Genomic DNA, 18,364 nt, shown 5'->3' on the forward strand with positions numbered 1-18,364 from the left:
CTCCTCAGCCGTCCAACCCCACCGGAACGGCGGAGATCCGCACGTCCGGCCCGCACATACTGACCTCTTCGACCACCAACCCGACAGCGTCGGTGATGGTCGCCACCCCAGCATCGCCCAACGCCACCGGACCCGCGCCCAGGAGCTTCGGCGCGACGTAGGTCAACACCCGGTCGACCCGGCCCGCGGCGACGAACGCCCCGGCGAGCGTCGGGCCGCCTTCGAGCAGCACGTCCACGACGCCGCGCGCCGCCAGCTCGGCGAGCACCTCGTCCGGGTCGTGCGTGCGCACGTGCAGCGTCTCGGCCCCGCCGTCGGACACCTTCGCGCCCGGCGGCAGGTCGCCCTCGCCCACCACCACCCGCAACGGCTGGCGGGCCTCCGGGATTCCCCGCGCGGTCAGGCTGGGGTCGTCGGCGCGCACGGTGCCCGTGCCGACCATGATCGCATCGATCCGGGTGCGCAGCAGGTGCACCTGCGCCCGCGACTCCTCGGAGCTGATCCACCGGCTCGTGCGGTCGGCGGCGGCGACCCTGCCGTCCAGCGTCGAGGCGTACTTCCACGTGACGTGCGGGCGGCCGGTGCGGGCGAAGTGCAGCCACGCGCGCAGCGGTCCGCGCTCGACCTCCACGGCCAGCAGCCCGCCCTCGGCGTCGACCCCGGCCGCCCGCAGCACCGCGCCACCCCCGGCGGCCTTCGGGTTCGGGTCCGCCACCGCGTACCGGACGCGCGCCACGCCCGCGGCGAGCAGCGCACCCGTGCAGGGCGGCGTGCGGCCGTGGTGCGAGCACGGTTCGAGCGTCACGACGGCCGTGCCGCCGCGTGCCCGTCCACCGGCTTCGGCGAGCGCCACGACCTCGGCGTGCGGACCGCCGGGCGGCTGCGTCGCGCCGACGCCGACCACCTCGCCGTCGCGGTCGAGGACGACGGCGCCGACCGGCGGGTTGGGGCTGGTCGTTCCCCTGACCAGCTCGCTCGCGGCGATGGCGCGCCTCATCGCCTCGTCGAGCATCAGGAGCGGGTCGAGTTCGCGGCGGCGAGCGCGCGCAGCGCCTCCACCGCGCGGCCGGGGTCCTCGGCGTCGTAGACGGCCGAGCCCGCGACGAAGCAGTCGACACCGGCCTCCGCGGCGGCGGCGATGGTGTCGGAGTTGATGCCGCCGTCGATCTCGACGACCAGCCGCAGGTGGCCGGTGTCGACCAGCCTGCGCGCGGTGCGCACCTTGTCCAGCACCTCGGCCATGAACGACTGCCCGCCGAAACCGGGCTCGACGGACATCACCAGCAGCGTGTCGTAGTGCTTGAGCACCTCGACGTACGGTTCCAGCGGCGTGCCGGGCTTGATCGACAGCCCGGCCTTGGAGCCCGCCGCGCGCAGGTCCTTCGCGAGCTGGACCGGGTCGGCCGCCGCTTCGACGTGCACGGTCACGTTGTGCGCGCCCGCCTCGGCGTAGCCGATCGCCCACCTGTCCGGATCGTCGATCATGAGGTGGCAGTCCAGCGGGATGTCCGTCGCCTTGAGCAGCGACTTCACCACCGGCAGCCCCAGCGTCAGGTTCGGCACGAAGTGCGCGTCCATCACGTCGACGTGCAGCCAGTCCGCTCCGGTGACGGCCGCGGCCTCGCGGGCGAGGTGGGCGAAGTCGGCGGACAGGATGCTGGGGGCGATCATCGGCTGGTGGACCACGGAACAGGAGTCTAGGTACCGCCGCCCCACCGCGCGGGCCCGGACTACTCGTTTGTGCGGTAACAATGTCCACAAAGCCCTGAGCTGCGAAGACATCGCGTCGGACGCACTACTCACGCAGGTAGTTCCACCCGAGTACCGGGGCGCATACCGTCGGGGCGGGGGTTCGATCTGGGAGTGGCAGCGATGAACCGGCAGTTCGACGGCAAGACCGCGGTGGTGACCGGCGCGTGCGGCGCCGTCGGAGCCGAGGTGGTCGCCGCGCTGGCGGCTCGCGGTGCCGTCGTGACAGCCGTGGACCGGGACGGCCGCGCCCTCTGCGACCTGGTCGAACGCCTCCAGCACGAGGGCCTGCGCGTGGCGGGCAGGCAGGTGGACATCACCTCGGGTCCCGCCGTCGAGGCCCTGGTCGACCAGGTGGAACGCGAGGTCGGCCCCGTGGACATCGCCGTGAACGCGGCGGACCTGCTCCGCACCGGCGGCGCCACCGGCCTCACCGACGACGACTGGGCGCAGAGCTTCGCCATCAACACCCACTCGGTCTTCCACCTGAGCCGCGCGGCGGCCTCCCGCATGGTCCCGCGCGGGCGCGGCTCCATCGTCACCGTCGCGACGACCCTGCCGCCCCACCAGCCGGGCTTCACCGCCTACGCGGCGTCCAAGGCAGCGGCCACCACCTACGCCAACGGCCTGGCGGCCGAGATCACCCGCCACGGCGTCCACTGCACGGTCATCACCCCGACCCGCCCGGAAACCCCGGTGCTCCGCTCGGTGGCGGACCAGAACGCGCACGCCACCTCGGTGACGGCGGCCGTCCTGGCAGCGCTGGCCCACCACGCCGACGGCACAGCCGTGGGCGCCTGACCTCCCGCCGAACCCGCAGGCGGTAGGGGGTGCCTGAGCACTGGGGGTGCTCAGGCACCACGACCGGGCTCCAGGTCGCAAGGCAACGCGCCCAAGCCCTCCGCCCCACCACCCCCAAGCGCGGCAACGCAACCAGCCCAGCCACCCGCCCGCCCAACGGGACGCACGCAGCCAGGGCGACACCCAGACCCACCCCGCCACCCGTCAAGACCTCGACGAAGCCTCCTCGTGCGCCATCCGAGCCAGCTCCACCCGAGAGTTGATCCCCAACTTCCGGAAGATCCCCCGCAGGTGGTAGTTCACCGTGTGGGGCGACAGGAACAACTGCTTCGCCACCTGCCGGTTGGTCAACCCGGCCCCCACCAACAACGCGATGTCCCGCTCGGGCTCCGACAACCGCCGCCACTCCCGTGCGCCCCCGGCCCCGACCCCCTCCACGGGCCGTGCCATCAACCGGCCGATCTCCCCATCGGCCCCCATCTGCCCGAGGATCCGACACGCCACCTCCAGGTGGGGGCCGCCGTCCTCCCCCCGCTCCCCGTGCAGCGCGACGAGATCCGCGTTCGCGCACGCCTTCGCCCACGGATGCCGGTGCCGCCCCGCGGCGACCAGCAACCCCTCCACGTCCCGATCCGCCAGCGCGTGCGCGTGAGCGGCGGACACCGACACCGACCCGTAGCCGGGGTTGTTCGCGGCGAGGTCGTCCGCGGCCACCAGCACGGCGGCCACCATCCGGCTGTCCCCCACCGCCAACCCCAGCCGCACCAACCAGGGAGCGGCACCGGGCTCCTCGATCACCATGCGCCGCAACGAGTTCCGCTCCGCCACCCGCTCCCGAGCCAACCCGACGGCCCGCGCGGGCCCCCCGGAGGCGTGGGCGAGCAGCAGCTCCACCCAGTCGTACTGCCCGGAGTGCAGCACCGCCTCCCCCCCGGCCAGGTCACCCCGGTACCGCCGCACGTGCTCGGCGGCCACCTCGTACTCGCCGCGGTAGATCGCCACCGTCCCCAGCACCGTGGAGGCCAACGGCACCAACAACCTCAGCCCGCGGTCGTGCGCCAGCGCCAACCCGGCCCGAGCGGCCGAGTGCGCCTCGGCCAACCGCCCGGCCTGCACGAGCACCCGCGACCGGGCGATCAGCCGGGCCGCCCGCGCACCGCTGGTGACCGCGTCGTCGGTGACCGGCCCGTCACCCGCCACCAGTTCCTCGGCCTCGTCGAACTCCCCCAGCGCGGCCAGCTTCAGCGCGTAGGCCACGGGCGTGTGCGAGAACCACCACGCCGACGGCCCGGTGGGCAGCCACTTCGTGGACTCGCGCCCCCAGTAGACGCCCTCGGCGAGGTTCCCGGCGTTCCACTCCAGGCAGGAGTGCACCGTCGCGGCCATGACGGCGTCGGCGTCGCCGGCGTCCCGGTCGCGGACGGTCAGCAGCGACAGGGCGTGCTCGCGGACCCGGCTGCCGGTCGCGAAGTACAGCGACAGCAACCGCCCCGCCGCGGACAGCCTGCGCAGCGGTCCGGTCACCGACGGGATGGTCAGCGCGTGGTCGGTCTCCACGACCGCGTCGCCGGGGCGTCCGTCGGCCAGCAGGATGCCCGCGAGCACGCAGTGCAGCTCCGCCGCGACGGTGGGGGGCACGCGCTGCGCCAACGTCTCCCGCGCCAGCGCGATGGCCGACCCGAGCCTGCCGCTCGCCGCGAGCGTGCGCACGCCCTGCACGACGTCGCCGCCCACCTCACCCGGCAGCGGCGCGTGCGCGGTCGGTTCGACGGCGAACGGCGGGCGCAGCACGGCGACGTCGTGGCGCAGCGCGTGCAGGATCGAGCGCGGGATCGACTCGACGACGGCGCGCCGCACGAGGTCGCTGGGGAACTCCAGCCGCTCGTGCGCGGGCACGAGCAGACCGGACTGGAGGACCTCGTCCACGGCCAGCAGCAGCGAGGCAGTGGTCTCGCTCATCATGGTGGCGACGTCGTGCAGCAGGAACGACCGGCCGACGACGGCGGCGACCCGCAGCAGCTGCGTCGCCTTGGCGGACAGCAGGTCGACGCGGTCGCGCACGAGGGCCGCGACCCGCTGCGGCAGCCAGCCGCCGCGCACGTGCGCGACACCGCCGCGCAGCTCCAGCTGGCCCTCCTCGCGCAGGCCCTCGATCAGCTCGGTGACCAGCCTCGGGTTGCCGCCCGCTCCCGCGATGAGCGCGCGCAGGTCGGCGTGCGGGGTCGCGCCGAGCAGCCCGCGGGCGATCTCGTCGACGGCCTCGTCGTCCACCGGCCCCAGCACGACGACCTCGGCGCGGGCCGCGAGGGCCCGCTGCGCCTCGGTGCCCGCCGTGGCGCCGTTCACCGCCATCAGCACGGCCAGCGGTGTGCCGCTCAGCTTCGGCAGCAGCGCGAGCACGCCCGCAGGGTCGAGGTGGGCGTGGTCGACGGCGATCAGCAGCGGGTGGTCCGCGACGAGCGCCTCGGCGGCGTCGGTCGACCCGCCGAACAGGTCACCGGAGGTCGCCGTGACGAGCACGACGGGCAGGTCCTGGTCGCGGGCGACGCGCACGGCCTCGTGCAGCAGGAGGGTCTTGCCGGACACGGGCGGGCCGTCCAGGACGAGCAGACCACCGGCTCCGGAGCCCGCCGCCAGCAGAAAGCGGCGCACCGAACCCCATTCACGCGCACGCCCGGAGACCATCGACACGGTGCAGCGTGCAACGCCCGTCCGGCGCCTGTCAATTCGCGTGGAATGAATACTTCTAATGGCCGAACGGCCCGGTCAGAGCAGGTGCGACCCGGCGGGAGCGGCTCCGGGCAAGATCATCGCCAGCGGTCGAGTTCGGCCAGCACCGGCTCCGGCCCGCCCTCGGGCACGACCAGCACCCCGGCGTTCCGCAGGGTTTCCAGGTGCCCGGTCCACGCCGGGTGCCGCCGCTGGGCCTCGTTCGACTGCGGCTGCACGATCACCGGCACGTCCGGCGTCCCCAGCGCCTCGCAGAGCACGGTCAGCGCCTGGTTGTCCGAGATGCCCAGCGCGAGCTTGGCCACGGAGTTCGCCGTGGCGGGCGCGAACACGAAGCAGTCCGGTGGCGGGTGCGGCTTGGGCTCACCGGGCAGCCGGGACGTCCAGCGCACCGGCAGGTCCGTCAGCGCCCCCAGCGGGTCCAGCTCGCCCGCCTCGTCGAGCCAGCGGGCGGCCGTCGGCGTGAGCGTGACGGCGAGCCGCCAGCCGCGGTCGGCCGCGGGCGCGGCGAGGCCGGTGCGGAACCACCGCTCGACCCCACCGGCGCCCGAGGTGACCAGACCCAGCACCCCGCCGTTCACCGGGTGCCGCTCACGCTGCTCCTCATGCCTCGGCCGGCCGCCGCAGCAGAGCGCAGAACATCGCGTCGGTGCCGTGCAGGTGCGGCCAGAGCTGGACGTTGTGCGGGTCGGCCAGGTGCGGGACGCCGGGGAAGAACTCCTTGGTGTCCAACCGCTCCGCGCCGGTCCGCCGGGCCACGTCCGCGACGATGCCGACCGTCTCGGACAGGTGCGGCGAGCACACGACGTACGCCACGACACCGCCGGGCCGGACCAGCTTCAGCGCCTTGGTCAGCAGCTCGCGCTGCAACCGGGTCAGCGGCGCGACGTCCGACGGCTGCCGCCGCCACCGAGCCTCCGGCCTGCGGCGCAGCGCGCCCAGCCCGGTGCACGGCGCGTCGACGAGCACGCGGTCGAAGCCGCCCTCGGGCAGGTCGGTCTCGCGGGCGTCGCCGACGTGGACGGTGATCGGGAGGCCCTTGGTCGCCTTGCGCACCAGCTCGGCGCGGTGCGGGGCCAGTTCGACGGCGTCCAGCGCGCCGCCGTTCAACGCGGCCAGCGCGCCGAGCATCACGGCCTTGCCGCCGGGGCCCGCGCACAGGTCGAGCCAGCGCTCGTCGGTGCCCTCGACCGGCACGTTCGTCAGCGCGATCGCGCAGAGCTGGCTGCCCTCGTCCTGCACGACGGCGAGGTGCTCCCGCAGCGGGTCGAGGTCGCCGGGGTCGCCGGAGCCGGACTCCAGGTGCACGCCGTAGGGCGAGTACGGGGCGACCTCGCCGCCCGTCATCGCGGCCAGTTCCTCCGCGCTGACCTCGCCCGGCCGTGCGGCCAGGTGCACCTCGGGACGGGTGTCGTCCGCGGCCAGGGCGTCGCGCAGCGGCTCGTCGCGGCTGCCCAGGGCCTCCGCGAACGCTTGCGCGATCCAGCGCGGGTGCGCGTTGGCGAGGGCGACGTGGCCGATCGGGTCGGAATCCGGGTCCGGGGCCAGCTCGTCGACCCAGGACGCCTCGTCCTGCTCGGTGACGCGGCGCAGGACGGCGTTGACGAAGCCCGCCGCACCGGAGCCCTGGCCCGCGCGGACCAGGTCCACAGTGGACGCCACGGCGGCGTGCGCCGGGATCCTGGTGCGCAGCAGCTGGTACGCGCCCAGGCGCAGCGCGTCGAGCAGCAGCCCGTCCACATCGGACAGCGGCCGGTCGGAGCACGCCCCGATCACCGCGTCCAGCAGGCCCTGCGCGCGCGCCGAGCCGTACGCCAGTTCGGTGGCCAGCGCCGCGTCGCGGCCGGTGATCCGCCGCTCGCGCAGCAGCTTCGGCAGCACGAGGTTCGCGTAGGCGTCGCGCTGGCGGACCGCGCGCAGCGTGTCCAGCGCGGCCAGGCGGGCCGGGTCCTCGACGGGAGGGCGCTCCGGGCCCACGCGCCTGCGCGGCGGCGCGGGCTTGCGCGGCCGGGACGGCCGCGAGGGTCGGGAGGAGGAATTGCCGTTCATGAGATCCGCTCCCCTGCCTCGACCCGGACGCCGCGCGCCCAGTCGGTCGCGGCCATTCGCTTCTTGCCAGGTGCCTGGACGTCGCCCAGCGCCACCGGTGTGGTGGCGGTGCCGACGAGCACCTGCTTGCGCTGCACCAGGAGTTCTCCCGGAGCCAGCTTCTCCCGAGGCTCCTGGCCCTCCTCGACGACGACGGGCGTCACGGGCCCGAGCTTGAGGCGTTCGCCCCGGAACTCGGCCCAGGCTCCCGGATCGGGCGTGACCGCGCGCGCCAGCCGGTCGACCGCCGCGGCGGGCGCGGTGAAGTCCAGCCGGGCGTCCTCGACGGTGATCTTGGGGGCGTAGCTGACGCCCTCGGACGGCTGCTCGACCGGGCGCAGCGTCCCGTCCTCGATACCGTCGATGGTGGCCAGCAGCAGCCGCGCGCCGCGTTCGGCGAACCGGGCCAGCAGCTCACCGGCGGTGTCGCGGGGGCGGGCCTCCTCGGTGATCGTGCCGAACACCGGGCCCGCGTCGAGCGGCTTGACGATGCGGAACGTGGACGCGCCGACGATGTCGTCGCCGTTGCGGACGGCCGCCTGCACGGGGGCCGCGCCGCGCCAGGCGGGCAGCAGCGAGAAGTGCAGGTTCACCCATCCGTGGGTGGGGATGTCCAGCGCGGCCTGGGGCAGCAGCGCGCCGTACGCGACCACGGGGCACGCGTCGGGCGCCAGCTCCGCGAGCCTGCGCAGGAAGTCGGGGTCGCTCGCCTTGGCGGGCGTGAGCACCTCGATGCCGTGCTCGTCGGCCAGCGCGCCGACCGGCGACCGTTCGAGGTGGCGACCGCGGCCCGCGGGGGCGTCCGGGCGGGTGACGACCGCGACGACCTCGTGGTTCGGCGACTCGATGAAGGCGCGGAGGGACGGCAGCGCCGGTTCCGGTGTGCCCGCGAAGACCAACCGCACGACTACCTACCCCCGAAGAGCGGGTGCGGGCTCTGCTTCAGGACGGGGACCCCGCCGTCGAACCACTCGGCCTGCCGGATCTCCCGCATCGCCTGCTTGCGGGTCTCGGCGTCGAGCCGGTCCAGGAACAGCACGCCGTCCAGGTGGTCGGTCTCGTGCTGGATGCAGCGGGCCAGCGTGTTCGTGCCCTCGACGACCACCGGCTCGCCGTGCATGTTCCAGCCCCTGGCCACGACGTTCAGGTGGCGGCGGCAGTCCCAGTGCATCTCCGGGATGGACAGGCAGCCCTCGGGGCCGTCCTGGAACTCGTCGCCGACGACGGTCCAGGTGGGGTTGATCAGGTGTCCGGCGAAACCGTCGACGTGGTAGGTGAACACCCGCAGGCCGACACCCAGCTGCGGTGCGGCCAGACCGGCGCCGCCCGCCTCGCTCATCGTGTCCCACAGGTCCTTGACCAGGGTGCGCAGCTCGGCGTCGAAGTCGGTGACCTCGGCGGCGGGTGTCCGCAGCACCGGGTCGCCGAACAGCCGGATGGGTTGGACGGTCACGCACTCTCCTCGCACTGGGCAGACGACCAGTCTAGGAGAGTCGTCGGGTTCAGTGGTCGAGGCCCGTGCCCAGGAACACGACGCCGACCAGCGCGAGCAGGAAGTGGCCCGCGAAACGGGCGGCGTTGACGATGCCGCGGCCCGCCGCGGTGACGGCGGCGGGCGTGTGCGGCGTGGCGATCGTGGTGGTGACCATGGCGGGCTCCTCTTCGTTCGGTGGTCCCAGGATCACCCGCGCGGGGGTGCGCCCGCGTCCACTCGGAGTAGCGCCCTGCCGTCATCCCCTGGTCGTAGGCCCGGACGTGCCACCCGGCCGGGCGGTGGGCACCCACCGACCACGAGGCTGGAGCGGACCAGCCGGCGGGGAGCGGCGTGACGACCCTCGCGGGCACCACCGGCTCGCTCGTGTTCACCCGTCCGGCCACGAGTCGGGCCGGGCGGGGATCGTCGCCGGGCCTGTTGGTCACCCCCGTGGCCGCATGATCAGCGCGGCCACGTGGTAGACGCACGGCTCGCCGCCCGCGTTGGCGAACCCGTGCTCCTGGTCGGCCTCGAAGTAGGCGGAATCGCCCGCTCCGAGGCCGACCACCCGCTCGCCGACCGTCAACCGCAGCGTCCCGGTCTCGACCACCACGTACTCGTGCGAACCGCGCGCGTAGGCCGGGAACCCGCCCGCGTCACAACCGACGGGCAGCACCACCCGCACCAGCTCGAAGTTGACCCCGGCCACCACCGGCGACACCACGGTCTTCTCCCACCCGCCGGGGTGGGTCGACCGCTCCTGCTCCGCACGGCGCCGAACCACGAACCGCCGCTCCTCGTCGTCCTCCAGCAACGACACCAACGGCACCCCCAGCCCGTCCGCGATCCGCGCCAGGACCACGACGGTCGGCGCCTTCTCCGCCCGCTCGACCGCGGACAGCATGCTCACGCTCACCGAGCACCGCGTGGCCAGCGCGGACAGGGTGTGCCCGCGCTCGGCCCGGAGCCGCTGGATCCGCCGGGCGAGTTCATCCAGGTCAAACATGACGCTATAGTAGAATGGTGAGCACTATAGAGGAAATTGTGGCCGATCAGCGGGTCCGCGACACCCGCGCCGACGACCTGCCCGCGATTGCCGCGATCTACGCCGACTACGTGGACAACACCACCGTCACGTTCGCCGAAACCGCCCCCGACGCGGCGGAGTGGCAGGCCAGGCTCACCGACCTGACGGCGCGCGGCCTGCCGTTCCTCACCGCCGAGGTGGGGGGAGAGGTGGTCGGCATGGCGTACTGCTCACCCTGGAAGACCAAGACGGCCTACCGCTACACCGCCGAGAGCACCATCTACCTGGCCCCCTCGGCCGCGGGCCGGGGCCTGGGCACGGTGCTGCTGACCAGCCTGGTCGACCGGTGCGGGGCGGCGGGCATCCGCGAGATCATCGCCGTCGTGGCGGACAACGGCAACGCGGCCTCGGAACGCCTGCACCAACGCTGCGGCTTCGTCGAAGCGGGCCGCCTGACAGGCGTGGGCGTGAAGCACGGGAAGACCCTGGACACCGTGCTGCTGCAACGAAGCCTCCCGTCCCGACGAGTGTGACCAGGCACGTGCGGTGGCGCGGCCGTCGCCCGCGCGGGGGTGGCCCGTCGTTCGACGTCCGGTGGCGGGCCACCCCGCAACCTCGTCACCACCTGTCGGAGGCGACGATCGCCTTCATCTGGTCGAGGGTCACCGGCGGCCTCGGCGCGTAGATCGCACCGCCCGGCGAGTTGATCTCGGCGCCCCTGGGGTCCTCCTGGTTGCCGACGTGCATGAGCACCATCGTGCCGTCGGGCCGCTTGAGGCACGCCAGGTACGACACCGAGCCGGGAAACCGCCTCGCGGTCCCGGTCGCCAGCCGGGAGCCGTCGGGCAGCGTGCTGACGTCGCAGACCTCCATGCGGGAGTAGTCGCACCACACGTCGGGCTCGGAGTCGCCGGGGTAGATCGTCAGGCTGAAGCCCCCGGTGACGCCCGCGGAGGTCAGGGTCCCGTCGATGAACGCGCTGGTGGGGGCGTTCGCGTCCTCCCGCTGCGGTGCCACGGCCGATCCCGTCCCCGGTTGCGCGGGGTTCGCCGAGGACGGGGGTGGCACGGTGACCCCCTTGACCACCTCGAACGTCGCGGTGTCGCCGAGCACCACCCTGAACCGGGCGATCAGGTCTTCCGGCGTCGCGGGGACCGGGCCGCGCGCCGTGGTCGTGGTCGTGGTCGGTGCGGGCGACGACGGGGACTGCGGGCCTGCGACGTGCGAGCCGGGATCGCCCGGCACCAGCCACACCGCACCCGCGACCAGGGCCGCCACCGCGACGACGGTGGCCGCGACGGGCACCAGCCGCACGGCCCGCCGCGGTCGCACGACCGGGGCCGTACCCGTAGCCGTACCCGCGGCCGCGGCGTCGGCGCGCCGCTCCAGCTCGGCGAAGGCGTCGTGGAGGGTCCGCAGGTCACTCATGAGGTCTCCTGGAAGTTGGGGGCGCTGGCGGTGAGGTCGATGCGCAGAGCGTTGAGCGCGCGGTGGATCTGGCTGCGCACGGTCGGTTCCCGGCACCCCAGCTGTGTGGCGATCTCCTTGTCGGACAGGCCCGCGTAGTAGCGCAGCACCACGGCCGCGCGCTGCTTCCTGGGCAGACCCGCGAGACGGCGAACCATCTCGTCCCGCTCGGCCCGCTCGGTCGCGCCGTCCGAGATCACCATCGGCTCGACCTCGGCGCGCGGGGACGTACGGGTCAGCCTCCTGCGCCAGGACAGGTACTCGTTGACGACCATCCGCCGCACGTAGGCGTTCGGCTCGGCCATCACCGAGATCCGGTCCCAGCGCTCGAACGCCCGACCCAGCACATCGCTCACCAGGTCCTCGGCCAGCCAGGTCCGGCAGGTCAGGACCGTGGCGAACCGCATCAGCGCGGGACGCTGCCTTGCCACGTATTCAGCGAACTCCATCGGCCACTCCCGATCGTCGACCAGACCTCGATTCCGCACCCCTAATGCGGAAGTGACCTCATACGTTGCATTCGGTCTGCGCGCTCGGTCTGCGCGCTCGGTCTGTCGACGGCTGTCGGGAGCGCCGAGCCCGTGCCGGGATCGGTGGCCTGCTGCTGGTCCGCTGCCGTGGGGAGCCGTTTTGCGACCACTGGACCTCCCCCCGCTTGCGCGATGGTCTCCATGGCCGGACGCACCGCGTCAAGGCGGGAAAGATGCCTTGACACGGCACGGCCGACCATGAGGGCGCTGGGGATCGGGGGCGGGGTGGGAACTGAGCTCGAAGACCCTGGCTCACAGCACCGTCGTGCCCCGGAGCAGGTCACCACCGTGCTGCCCAAGAGGCTCAGATGCGGCCTGGGCACAGGCGGCTGGAATCCGCCGCTGGAGATGATCAGCCACCACCGCTCCGGCAACCATCACGCCAGCCAGCCAGCCGTCACCACCCACGCGGCAGTGCCTCACCCAGCGGCGCCCCACCCAGCGGCACTCAGCCAGCCAGAGCCGCAGCCGAGTCCTCCCCCACCACCCGGCCCACCACGGCCTGACCAAGCCCCACCCTCACTTCGTCGGAAACACCACCCTCGCAGCCCCTCCACCCCTCCGAGTCGTCTCAGCGGCAGCCCTCCACCGGCCATCGCGCAACAACTCCACCCCGGTCGCCGCCCCGATCTCCGTCGTGGACGTGAACCGGTGCCCCAGCGCCTGGAGCGCCGCGGCCTCCGGCGTCCCCAGGAACGCGGCCTCGGCCTGCGTGGACGCGGCGTTGCGCTGTGAAGCCCTCGGCGCGGCGATGGCCCGCACCAGCGGCAGGTCCCGGTCGACCTGTCCGACCAGCACCTGCAACACCGTCGTGATGATGCTCGCGCCACCCGGCGATCCCACCGCCAGCACGGCCTTGCCGTGGTCGAGCACGATGGTCGGCGCCATCGACGAGCGCGGCCTCTTGCCCGGTCCCGGCAGGTTCGGGTCGGGTACGCCGGGCGTGACCGGGGTGAACGAGAAGTCGGTCAGCTCGTTGTTGAGCAGGAACCCGCGACCCGGCACGACGATGCCGCTGCCGCCCTCCTGCTCGATCGTCAGCGTGTACGCCACGACGTTGCCCCACCGGTCGGCGGTCGTCAGGTGGGTGGTGTGCTCGCCCTCGTACGGCGTCGGCGCGGCGGCGCCGACGGTGGCGCACGCGGCGGGATTGCGCGGGTCGCCGGGAGCGACCGGGCTCGTCAGGACCTTGTCCGGCGCGATGAGGCAGGCGCGGCTGTCGGCGAAGCGCTGCGACAGCAGTTCGCGGGTGGGCACGTCGACGAACGCCGGGTCGCCCACCCAGCGGTTGCGGTCGGCGAACGACAGCCTGCTGGCCTCGATGAACCGGTGCAGGTACTGGGTCGGGGTGAGGGAGCCGACGTCGACGCCCTCCAGGATGTTCAACGCCTCGCCGACGGTCGTGCCGCCGGACGACGGCGGCGCCATCCCGTAGACGTCGAGGCCCCGGTAGCTCGTGCGGCTGGGTTCGCGCAGCGGCGCGGTGTAGCGCGCGAGGTCGGACCTGGTCAGGTCGCCGGGACGCACGACCCGCGTCGAAGCCGGGTCGACCGGGGGTGTGCGGACGGTCTCGACCAGGTCGGCGCCGATCTCGCCTCGGTAGAACGCGTCCACGCCGCGGCGGCCCATCTCGCGGTAGGTGTCCGCGAGGTCGGGGTTGCGGAAGCGCGAGCCGACCGCGGGCGCCGCGCCCCGCGGCAGGTACAGCTCCCTGGTCGACGGGAAGTCCGCGAAGCGAGCGGCGTTGTTCGTGATCTGCGTGGCGAAGGTCGCGTCGACCGTGAAGCCCTCGCGCGCGATCCGCTCGGCCGGGCTGATCGCCTCGCGCAGCGAGAGCGTGCCCCACCGCTTCAGGGCTTCCTGCCACGTCCTGGGCGTGCCGGGCACGCCGACGGACAGCCCGCTGGTCACGGCCTGGTCGAACGGGATCGCGGCCCCGTTCTCCACGAACAGCCCGTCGGTGGCGGACGCGGGCGCGGTCTCGCGACCATCCACGGTGGACACCTGGCGGGTGCGGGCGTCGTAGTGGACGAAGAAGCCGCCGCCGCCGATGCCAGCGGAGAACGGGTCGGTCACGCCGAGCGCGGCGGCGGTGGCCACGGCGGCGTCGACCGCGTTGCCGCCGCGGCGCAGCACGTCGATGCCCACCTGCGAGGCGTCGGGATCGATGCTGGACACCGCACCGCCCCAGCCGGTGGCCTCGGGTGCTCTCGGCGGGGCCTGGCTCGCCCGCGCGGTGCCCGGCAGCAGAACGGTGGACGCGACGAGAGCACACGCGATCACACGGATCACGGGCCTCTTCGTACCCGAGGGTGACACGGTCACAGCACCTCCAGCGGATCGAGCTTCACGCGCACGGGGTCGGGGTCCTTGCGTGCGCTGCGCACCCCAAGAGCTTCCGTCAACACGGCGGCCAACGCACGCCCCTCGGCACGGGAAACCCGAACCAGCGCGCGCTCCTTCGTGCCCTCCTCGTCCAGCGGCACCGGCCCGAGCACCTCCCCGCTCGGGGGTAGCCGCAGCTCGTCCAGCAGGGCCGCGACCGCGTCCGGCGAGCCGTCGACCGTGGCCATCCGCACCGCGGGCGGGAACCCCAGTTCGGTGCGCGCGGCCAGTTCCTGCCGGGCGTGCCACACCGGGTCCCAGCGGACCAGCGCCTGCACGGGCGCCAGCGCGGACTCGGCGATGACCACGACCCTCCCGCCCTCGACACCGGGTTTCGCCAGCGCGGCGGCGGCCATCCACCGGCGCAGCGCCTCCTCCGCGGCGCGCAGGTCCGCGCGGCCGAGCAGCGACCAGCCGTCCAGCAGCAGCACGGCTCCGTACCCGCCTTCGGCGACCGGCTCGGCCCCCGGTGTCGCGACGACCAGCGCGGGTTTGCCGGTCACCGACGCCAGCACCTCGTCGCCGCCCGACGTCCGCACCGGCACGCCGGCGAACGCGCGGCCCAGCTCCTCGGCCGTTCTCCTGGCGCCGACGATCTGCGCGCGCAGCTTGCGCGAACCGCACGCCGGACACCGGTAGGCGGCCTCGGTCGCCCCGCACCAGCGGCAGTACGGCGGACGCGGCAGTCCGTCGTCCGACCCGCCGGGCAGCGCCAGCGGGCCCGCGCAGCGCCGGCACCGGGTGGGCGCGCGGCAGCTCCCGCACGCCAGCGCGGGCACGTACCCGCGGCGCGGCACCTGGATCAGCACCGGAGCGCTGGCCGCCAGCGCGGCGCGCGCGGCGTCGAACGCGATCGACGGCAGCCGGGCCGACCGCGCCGCCGCGTCCTTGACCTCCTGCCAGTCGCTGTCGCCGACGGCGGCGACCCTCGGCGCAGCCGTGCGCAGCGTCTCGCGCGCCGCGACCACCTCGTGCGCCCACCCGCTCTCCACGAGCAGCTGCGCCTCCGCCGTGCGCGCGAACCCGCCCACCAGGAACGCGGCCCCCGTGAGGTGGGCGCGCTGCACCAGCACGTCCCGCACGTTCGGGTACGGCATCCTCGGTTCGGAGTGCAGGTCGTCGCCGTCGTCCCACACCACGACCAGGCCGAGGTCCGCGACGGGCGCGAACGCCGCCGCCCTGGTGCCGATGACGACCCGGACCGAGCCGCGCCGCACGGCGAGCCACCTCTTGTACCGCTCGGACGGCCCCAGGTCGGCCGACAGCGTCACCACACCGGTCTCCCCCACCAGCGCCGCGCACGCCGCTCGCAACCGCGCCACGTCGCGGTGGTCGGGCACGACCAGCAGCACGCCCTTGCCGGTGCTCGCGACCGTCGCCGCCGCCTCGGCCAGCCGCGCGGGCCAGTCCTCGGCGGGCAGCGCCTGCCACACCGCGCGCGCCGTCCGACCGGAGAGCAGCGCGTCGAGCAGGTTGGGCCCGAACGGGTACCGCGTCCACCCGGCCGCCACCGGCACCTCGGGCGGCGGGGCCGGTTCCGGCGACGGCTGCCCCTCCGCTCTGGCGTGCCTCGGCGGGATCGCCATCCGCAGCACGTCGATCAGCGTGCCCGCGAACCGGTCCGCGACCACGCGGGCCAGCTCCGCCACCTCCGGCGACAGCACCGGTTCCGGGGACGTCACCCGTTCCAGGTACGTCAGCTTCTTCCCGTACTCCGAACCCTCCACCCGTTCGAGGAGGAACCCGTCGACGAGCTGACCGGCGAACCGCACCCGCACGCGGCACCCCGGAACCGCGGCCTCGGCCTGGTCCGCCGACACCTGGTAGTCGAACGCCCGGTCCAGGTGCGCGAGCGGGACGTCCACACAGACGCGCGCGACCGGCAGCACCTCGGCGGGGGTGCGTTCACCACGCCTCGTCGTCGCTTTGCTCGCCATGCCCTTTGGTCTACCAGAGGAGTACGACAGGAAAGCGCTCGGACCGGAATTGTCGGACCCCGCCGCTACCTTGTCCTCAGAACTCGCGAACCAACGGGGGTAAGGACGTGAAACGCACCGCGGTGGCGCTGGTCGCCACGACATCGTTGCTGATGAGCGCACCTTCGGCCGCCTCGGCCGCCGAGGCGCGGTGGGCTGGCGGCTGGGGGGCGTCGCCCCAGGCGCCGGTCGCGGGCTTCGAGCCGAACTGGTCGCGGGAGGGCTTCGCGGACCAGAGCGTCCGGCAGGTGGTCCGCGTCACCGCGGGCGGCCCGCTGCTCCGAGTACGACTGTCCACTGTGCACAGCGGCCCGGTGTCGCTCACGGGGGCGACGATCGCCCGTGCCGCCGACGGGGGCGCGGTGCGGCCGGGGTCGGTGCGGCGCCTGACCTTCGGGCACCGCGCGGGCGTGGAGATCCCGGCGGGGCGCGAGATCGTGAGCGACGCGGCCGCCCTGCCCGTCGGTCCGCTCGACGAGGTGGCGGTGACGCTGCACTTCGCGAGACCGACCGGCCCCGCGACGTTCCACGCGAGTGCCCTCGCGACCAGTTTCCGGGCGTCGGGCGAGCACCTGTCCGACACGTCGGCCGCCGCGTTCACCGAGACCACCCGCTCGTGGTACTTCCTGACGGGCGTCGACGTGCTGGACACCTCGCCGAGACGTGGCACGGTCGTGGCGTTCGGCGACTCCATCACCGACGGCGTGGGGTCGACGGTCGACGCCGACAACCGCTACCCCGACGAGCTGGCCGAGCGGCTGCGCGGCCGGTTCGGCGTCCTCAACGAGGGCATCGGCGGCAACCGCGTGCTCAACGACTCGCCCTGCTTCGGGGAGTCCGCGACGAAGCGCTTCACGCGCGACGTGCTGGGCAGACCGGACGTCCGCACGGTGGTCGTGCTGGAGGGCATCAACGACATCATCTCCAGCGACGTCGAGTTCGAGTGCTTCGTCCCGAACCCGGAGGTGACCGCCGCCGAGGTGATCGCGGGCCACCGCACCCTCATCCGGCAGGCCCACGCGCGGGGTGTGCGGGTCGTCGGCGCGACGCTGCTGCCCGTGAAGGGGTTCGCCACCTACGGCGAGCGCATCGAGGCGGTGCGCTCGGAGGTGAACGCGTGGATCCGCACGTCCGGCGAGTACGACGCCGTGGTCGACTTCGACCGCGCACTGGCCGACCCCGCCGACCCGCGCGCTCTGCTGCCCGCGTACGACAGCGGTGACCACGTGCACCCCAACGACGCGGGCTACCGCGCCATGGCCGCGGCGGTGGACCTGAGAGCGCTGTAGATGCGCCTGATCGTGCTGTGCGGCCTGCCGGGGGCGGGCAAGACGACGCTGGCGAGGAAGCTGGCGGCGGAACTGCCCGCCATCCGCCTGTGCCCGGACGAGTGGATGGCCGCACTCGGGGTCGACCTGTTCGACGAGCGCTTCCGCGCCGCCCTGGAGGCGGTGTTCTGGCGCCACGCGCGGGCCCTGCTGGTGCAGGGGGTGACGGTGGTGCTGGAGAACGGCTTCTGGTCGCGCGCGGAGCGGGAGGTGGTGTTGCGGGAGGGCAGGGCGCTGGGTGCGAGCGTGGAGCTGCGGTTCCTGGACGTGCCGTTCGAGGAGCTGGTGCGACGGCTGGAGGTGCGCAACGACCAACCGGGGATGGTGCCGATCACGCGGTCGATGCTGGAGCACTACACGACCCAGTTCGAACCACCGGACGCGGCTGAGATCGCCCTGTTCGACCCTGTCCGGGAGTGAGTGTGGGAGGAGGGGCGGTATCGGGCCGCGGCTGCCCTGGGGCCGCTGGCTGACGGTCGGCGGGTTGACCTGAGTAGCCGAACGGTCTGAGAAACCTGACGGCTCGGCTCGGCTGTGCTGGGTTGAGTTGGGTTGGGTTGGGTTGGGTCAGACTCGGCTCGGCTGGCTGGCTCGACTGGGCTACTGGCATTGGCTGAAGCCAGTCAGGACGGGTCACGTCGGTTGCACCAGGCGACAGGTTCAGCCACGCCGGCTGCGCCTCGCTGGCTGGACCCGCCATGCTCGGCCAGATGAGGCAGCCGGTCGGCAAGCTCAGCGAGGCCGGTTGGTCCAGTCGCGCAGGGCCCGATCAGGTTCGTCAACTCGTCCAGCGATCAGGTTGGTCAGGT

General features: G+C 73.7%; 17 protein-coding genes. 4 read left to right on the top strand and 13 right to left on the bottom strand.

Features of this window, described 5'->3' with window-relative positions; translation table 11 throughout:
• Nucleotides 1–4 precede the first annotated feature (4 nt).
• Nucleotides 5–1,012: a bifunctional diaminohydroxyphosphoribosylaminopyrimidine deaminase/5-amino-6-(5-phosphoribosylamino)uracil reductase RibD gene (gene ribD, locus AC156L_RS32855; RefSeq protein ID WP_330875658.1), complete on the bottom strand. Its 1,008-nt coding sequence runs from the start codon at nucleotides 1,010–1,012 to the stop codon at nucleotides 5–7.
• Complete coding sequence (rpe, locus tag AC156L_RS32860; protein WP_330875719.1) at nucleotides 1,012–1,671, bottom strand: ribulose-phosphate 3-epimerase; 660 nt, start codon at nucleotides 1,669–1,671, stop codon at nucleotides 1,012–1,014. Before rpe ends, ribD begins: the two co-directional genes overlap by 1 nt.
• A gap of 201 nt (nucleotides 1,672–1,872) precedes the next feature.
• Between rpe and AC156L_RS32865 the strand changes: the two genes are divergently transcribed.
• Nucleotides 1,873–2,550: an SDR family NAD(P)-dependent oxidoreductase gene (locus AC156L_RS32865; RefSeq protein WP_330875657.1), complete on the top strand. Its 678-nt coding sequence runs from the start codon at nucleotides 1,873–1,875 to the stop codon at nucleotides 2,548–2,550.
• Between the two features lie 204 nt (nucleotides 2,551–2,754).
• Here the strand turns inward: AC156L_RS32865 and AC156L_RS32870 are convergent, their stop codons facing one another.
• The 7 genes from AC156L_RS32870 to AC156L_RS32900 all read right to left on the bottom strand — a co-directional run bounded on the left by AC156L_RS32870 (nucleotide 2,755) and on the right by AC156L_RS32900 (nucleotide 9,848).
• A complete protein-coding gene (locus AC156L_RS32870; protein WP_330875656.1) occupies nucleotides 2,755–5,202 on the bottom strand; it encodes a helix-turn-helix transcriptional regulator in 2,448 nt (815 codons plus the stop codon).
• Between the two features lie 155 nt (nucleotides 5,203–5,357).
• Nucleotides 5,358–5,861, bottom strand: a complete 504-nt coding sequence (locus AC156L_RS32875) for a flavoprotein (RefSeq protein WP_330875655.1) — start codon at nucleotides 5,859–5,861, stop codon at nucleotides 5,358–5,360.
• A gap of 22 nt (nucleotides 5,862–5,883) precedes the next feature.
• Nucleotides 5,884–7,329, bottom strand: coding sequence for an RsmB/NOP family class I SAM-dependent RNA methyltransferase (locus AC156L_RS32880; RefSeq protein WP_330875654.1), 1,446 nt, complete (start codon nucleotides 7,327–7,329; stop codon nucleotides 5,884–5,886).
• Nucleotides 7,326–8,273 (bottom strand): methionyl-tRNA formyltransferase, encoded by a 948-nt coding sequence (gene fmt, locus AC156L_RS32885; RefSeq protein ID WP_330875653.1) that lies wholly within the window; start codon nucleotides 8,271–8,273, stop codon nucleotides 7,326–7,328. Before fmt ends, AC156L_RS32880 begins: the two co-directional genes overlap by 4 nt.
• Before the next feature lie 2 nt (nucleotides 8,274–8,275).
• Complete coding sequence (def, locus tag AC156L_RS32890) at nucleotides 8,276–8,821, bottom strand: peptide deformylase (RefSeq protein WP_330875652.1); 546 nt, start codon at nucleotides 8,819–8,821, stop codon at nucleotides 8,276–8,278.
• A 49-nt stretch (nucleotides 8,822–8,870) separates the two neighbouring features.
• On the bottom strand, nucleotides 8,871–9,017 hold the full coding sequence (locus AC156L_RS32895) for a hypothetical protein (protein WP_330875651.1): 147 nt from the start codon (nucleotides 9,015–9,017) through the stop codon (nucleotides 8,871–8,873).
• Between the two features lie 267 nt (nucleotides 9,018–9,284).
• Nucleotides 9,285–9,848: a helix-turn-helix domain-containing protein gene (locus AC156L_RS32900; RefSeq protein ID WP_330875650.1), complete on the bottom strand. Its 564-nt coding sequence runs from the start codon at nucleotides 9,846–9,848 to the stop codon at nucleotides 9,285–9,287.
• Nucleotides 9,849–9,865: 17 nt separating this feature from the next.
• Between AC156L_RS32900 and AC156L_RS32905 the strand changes: the two genes are divergently transcribed.
• On the top strand, nucleotides 9,866–10,402 hold the full coding sequence (locus AC156L_RS32905) for a GNAT family N-acetyltransferase (RefSeq protein ID WP_330875649.1): 537 nt from the start codon (nucleotides 9,866–9,868) through the stop codon (nucleotides 10,400–10,402).
• A gap of 85 nt (nucleotides 10,403–10,487) precedes the next feature.
• On the opposite strand, the gene AC156L_RS32910 is transcribed toward AC156L_RS32905, so the two are convergent.
• The 4 genes from AC156L_RS32910 to AC156L_RS32925 form a co-directional block, all read right to left on the bottom strand.
• A complete protein-coding gene (locus AC156L_RS32910) occupies nucleotides 10,488–11,297 on the bottom strand; it encodes a hypothetical protein (protein WP_330875648.1) in 810 nt (269 codons plus the stop codon).
• Entirely contained in the window at nucleotides 11,294–11,785 is a 492-nt protein-coding gene (locus tag AC156L_RS32915) for a SigE family RNA polymerase sigma factor (protein WP_330875647.1), read from the bottom strand. The genes AC156L_RS32910 and AC156L_RS32915 overlap by 4 nt, the downstream gene beginning before the upstream one ends.
• Nucleotides 11,786–12,385: 600 nt before the next feature.
• A complete protein-coding gene (gene ggt / locus AC156L_RS32920; protein ID WP_414719857.1) occupies nucleotides 12,386–14,158 on the bottom strand; it encodes a gamma-glutamyltransferase in 1,773 nt (590 codons plus the stop codon).
• A 29-nt stretch (nucleotides 14,159–14,187) separates the two neighbouring features.
• Nucleotides 14,188–16,188 carry a primosomal protein N' gene (locus tag AC156L_RS32925; RefSeq protein WP_330875646.1) on the bottom strand — a complete coding sequence of 667 codons (2,001 nt, stop codon included), beginning with the start codon at nucleotides 16,186–16,188 and terminating at the stop codon, nucleotides 14,188–14,190.
• Between the two features lie 107 nt (nucleotides 16,189–16,295).
• On the opposite strand from AC156L_RS32925, the gene AC156L_RS32930 reads away from it, so the two are divergent.
• Nucleotides 16,296–17,516 (top strand): SGNH/GDSL hydrolase family protein, encoded by a 1,221-nt coding sequence (locus AC156L_RS32930; protein WP_330875645.1) that lies wholly within the window; start codon nucleotides 16,296–16,298, stop codon nucleotides 17,514–17,516.
• On the top strand, nucleotides 17,517–17,975 hold the full coding sequence (locus AC156L_RS32935) for a P-loop nucleotide/nucleoside kinase family protein (protein ID WP_330875644.1): 459 nt from the start codon (nucleotides 17,517–17,519) through the stop codon (nucleotides 17,973–17,975). It abuts the gene before it with no gap.
• Nucleotides 17,976–18,364: the final 389 nt, after the last annotated feature.

Source organism: Umezawaea sp., assembly GCF_057122925.1.

Bases quoted from the DNA above. Each gene is read 5' to 3' on its own strand.
- ribD (WP_330875658.1), bottom strand. From the start codon at position 1,012: ATGCTCGACGAGGCGATGAGGCGCGCCATCGCCGCGAGCGAGCTGGTC.
- rpe (WP_330875719.1), bottom strand. From the start codon at position 1,671: ATGATCGCCCCCAGCATCCTGTCCGCCGACTTCGCCCACCTCGCCCGC.
- AC156L_RS32865 (WP_330875657.1), top strand. From the start codon at position 1,873: ATGAACCGGCAGTTCGACGGCAAGACCGCGGTGGTGACCGGCGCGTGC.
- AC156L_RS32880 (WP_330875654.1), bottom strand. From the start codon at position 7,329: ATGAACGGCAATTCCTCCTCCCGACCCTCGCGGCCGTCCCGGCCGCGC.
- AC156L_RS32895 (WP_330875651.1), bottom strand. From the start codon at position 9,017: ATGGTCACCACCACGATCGCCACGCCGCACACGCCCGCCGCCGTCACC.
- AC156L_RS32900 (WP_330875650.1), bottom strand. From the start codon at position 9,848: ATGTTTGACCTGGATGAACTCGCCCGGCGGATCCAGCGGCTCCGGGCC.
- AC156L_RS32910 (WP_330875648.1), bottom strand. From the start codon at position 11,297: ATGAGTGACCTGCGGACCCTCCACGACGCCTTCGCCGAGCTGGAGCGG.
- AC156L_RS32915 (WP_330875647.1), bottom strand. From the start codon at position 11,785: ATGGAGTTCGCTGAATACGTGGCAAGGCAGCGTCCCGCGCTGATGCGG.
- AC156L_RS32925 (WP_330875646.1), bottom strand. From the start codon at position 16,188: ATGGCGAGCAAAGCGACGACGAGGCGTGGTGAACGCACCCCCGCCGAG.
- AC156L_RS32935 (WP_330875644.1), top strand. From the start codon at position 17,517: ATGCGCCTGATCGTGCTGTGCGGCCTGCCGGGGGCGGGCAAGACGACG.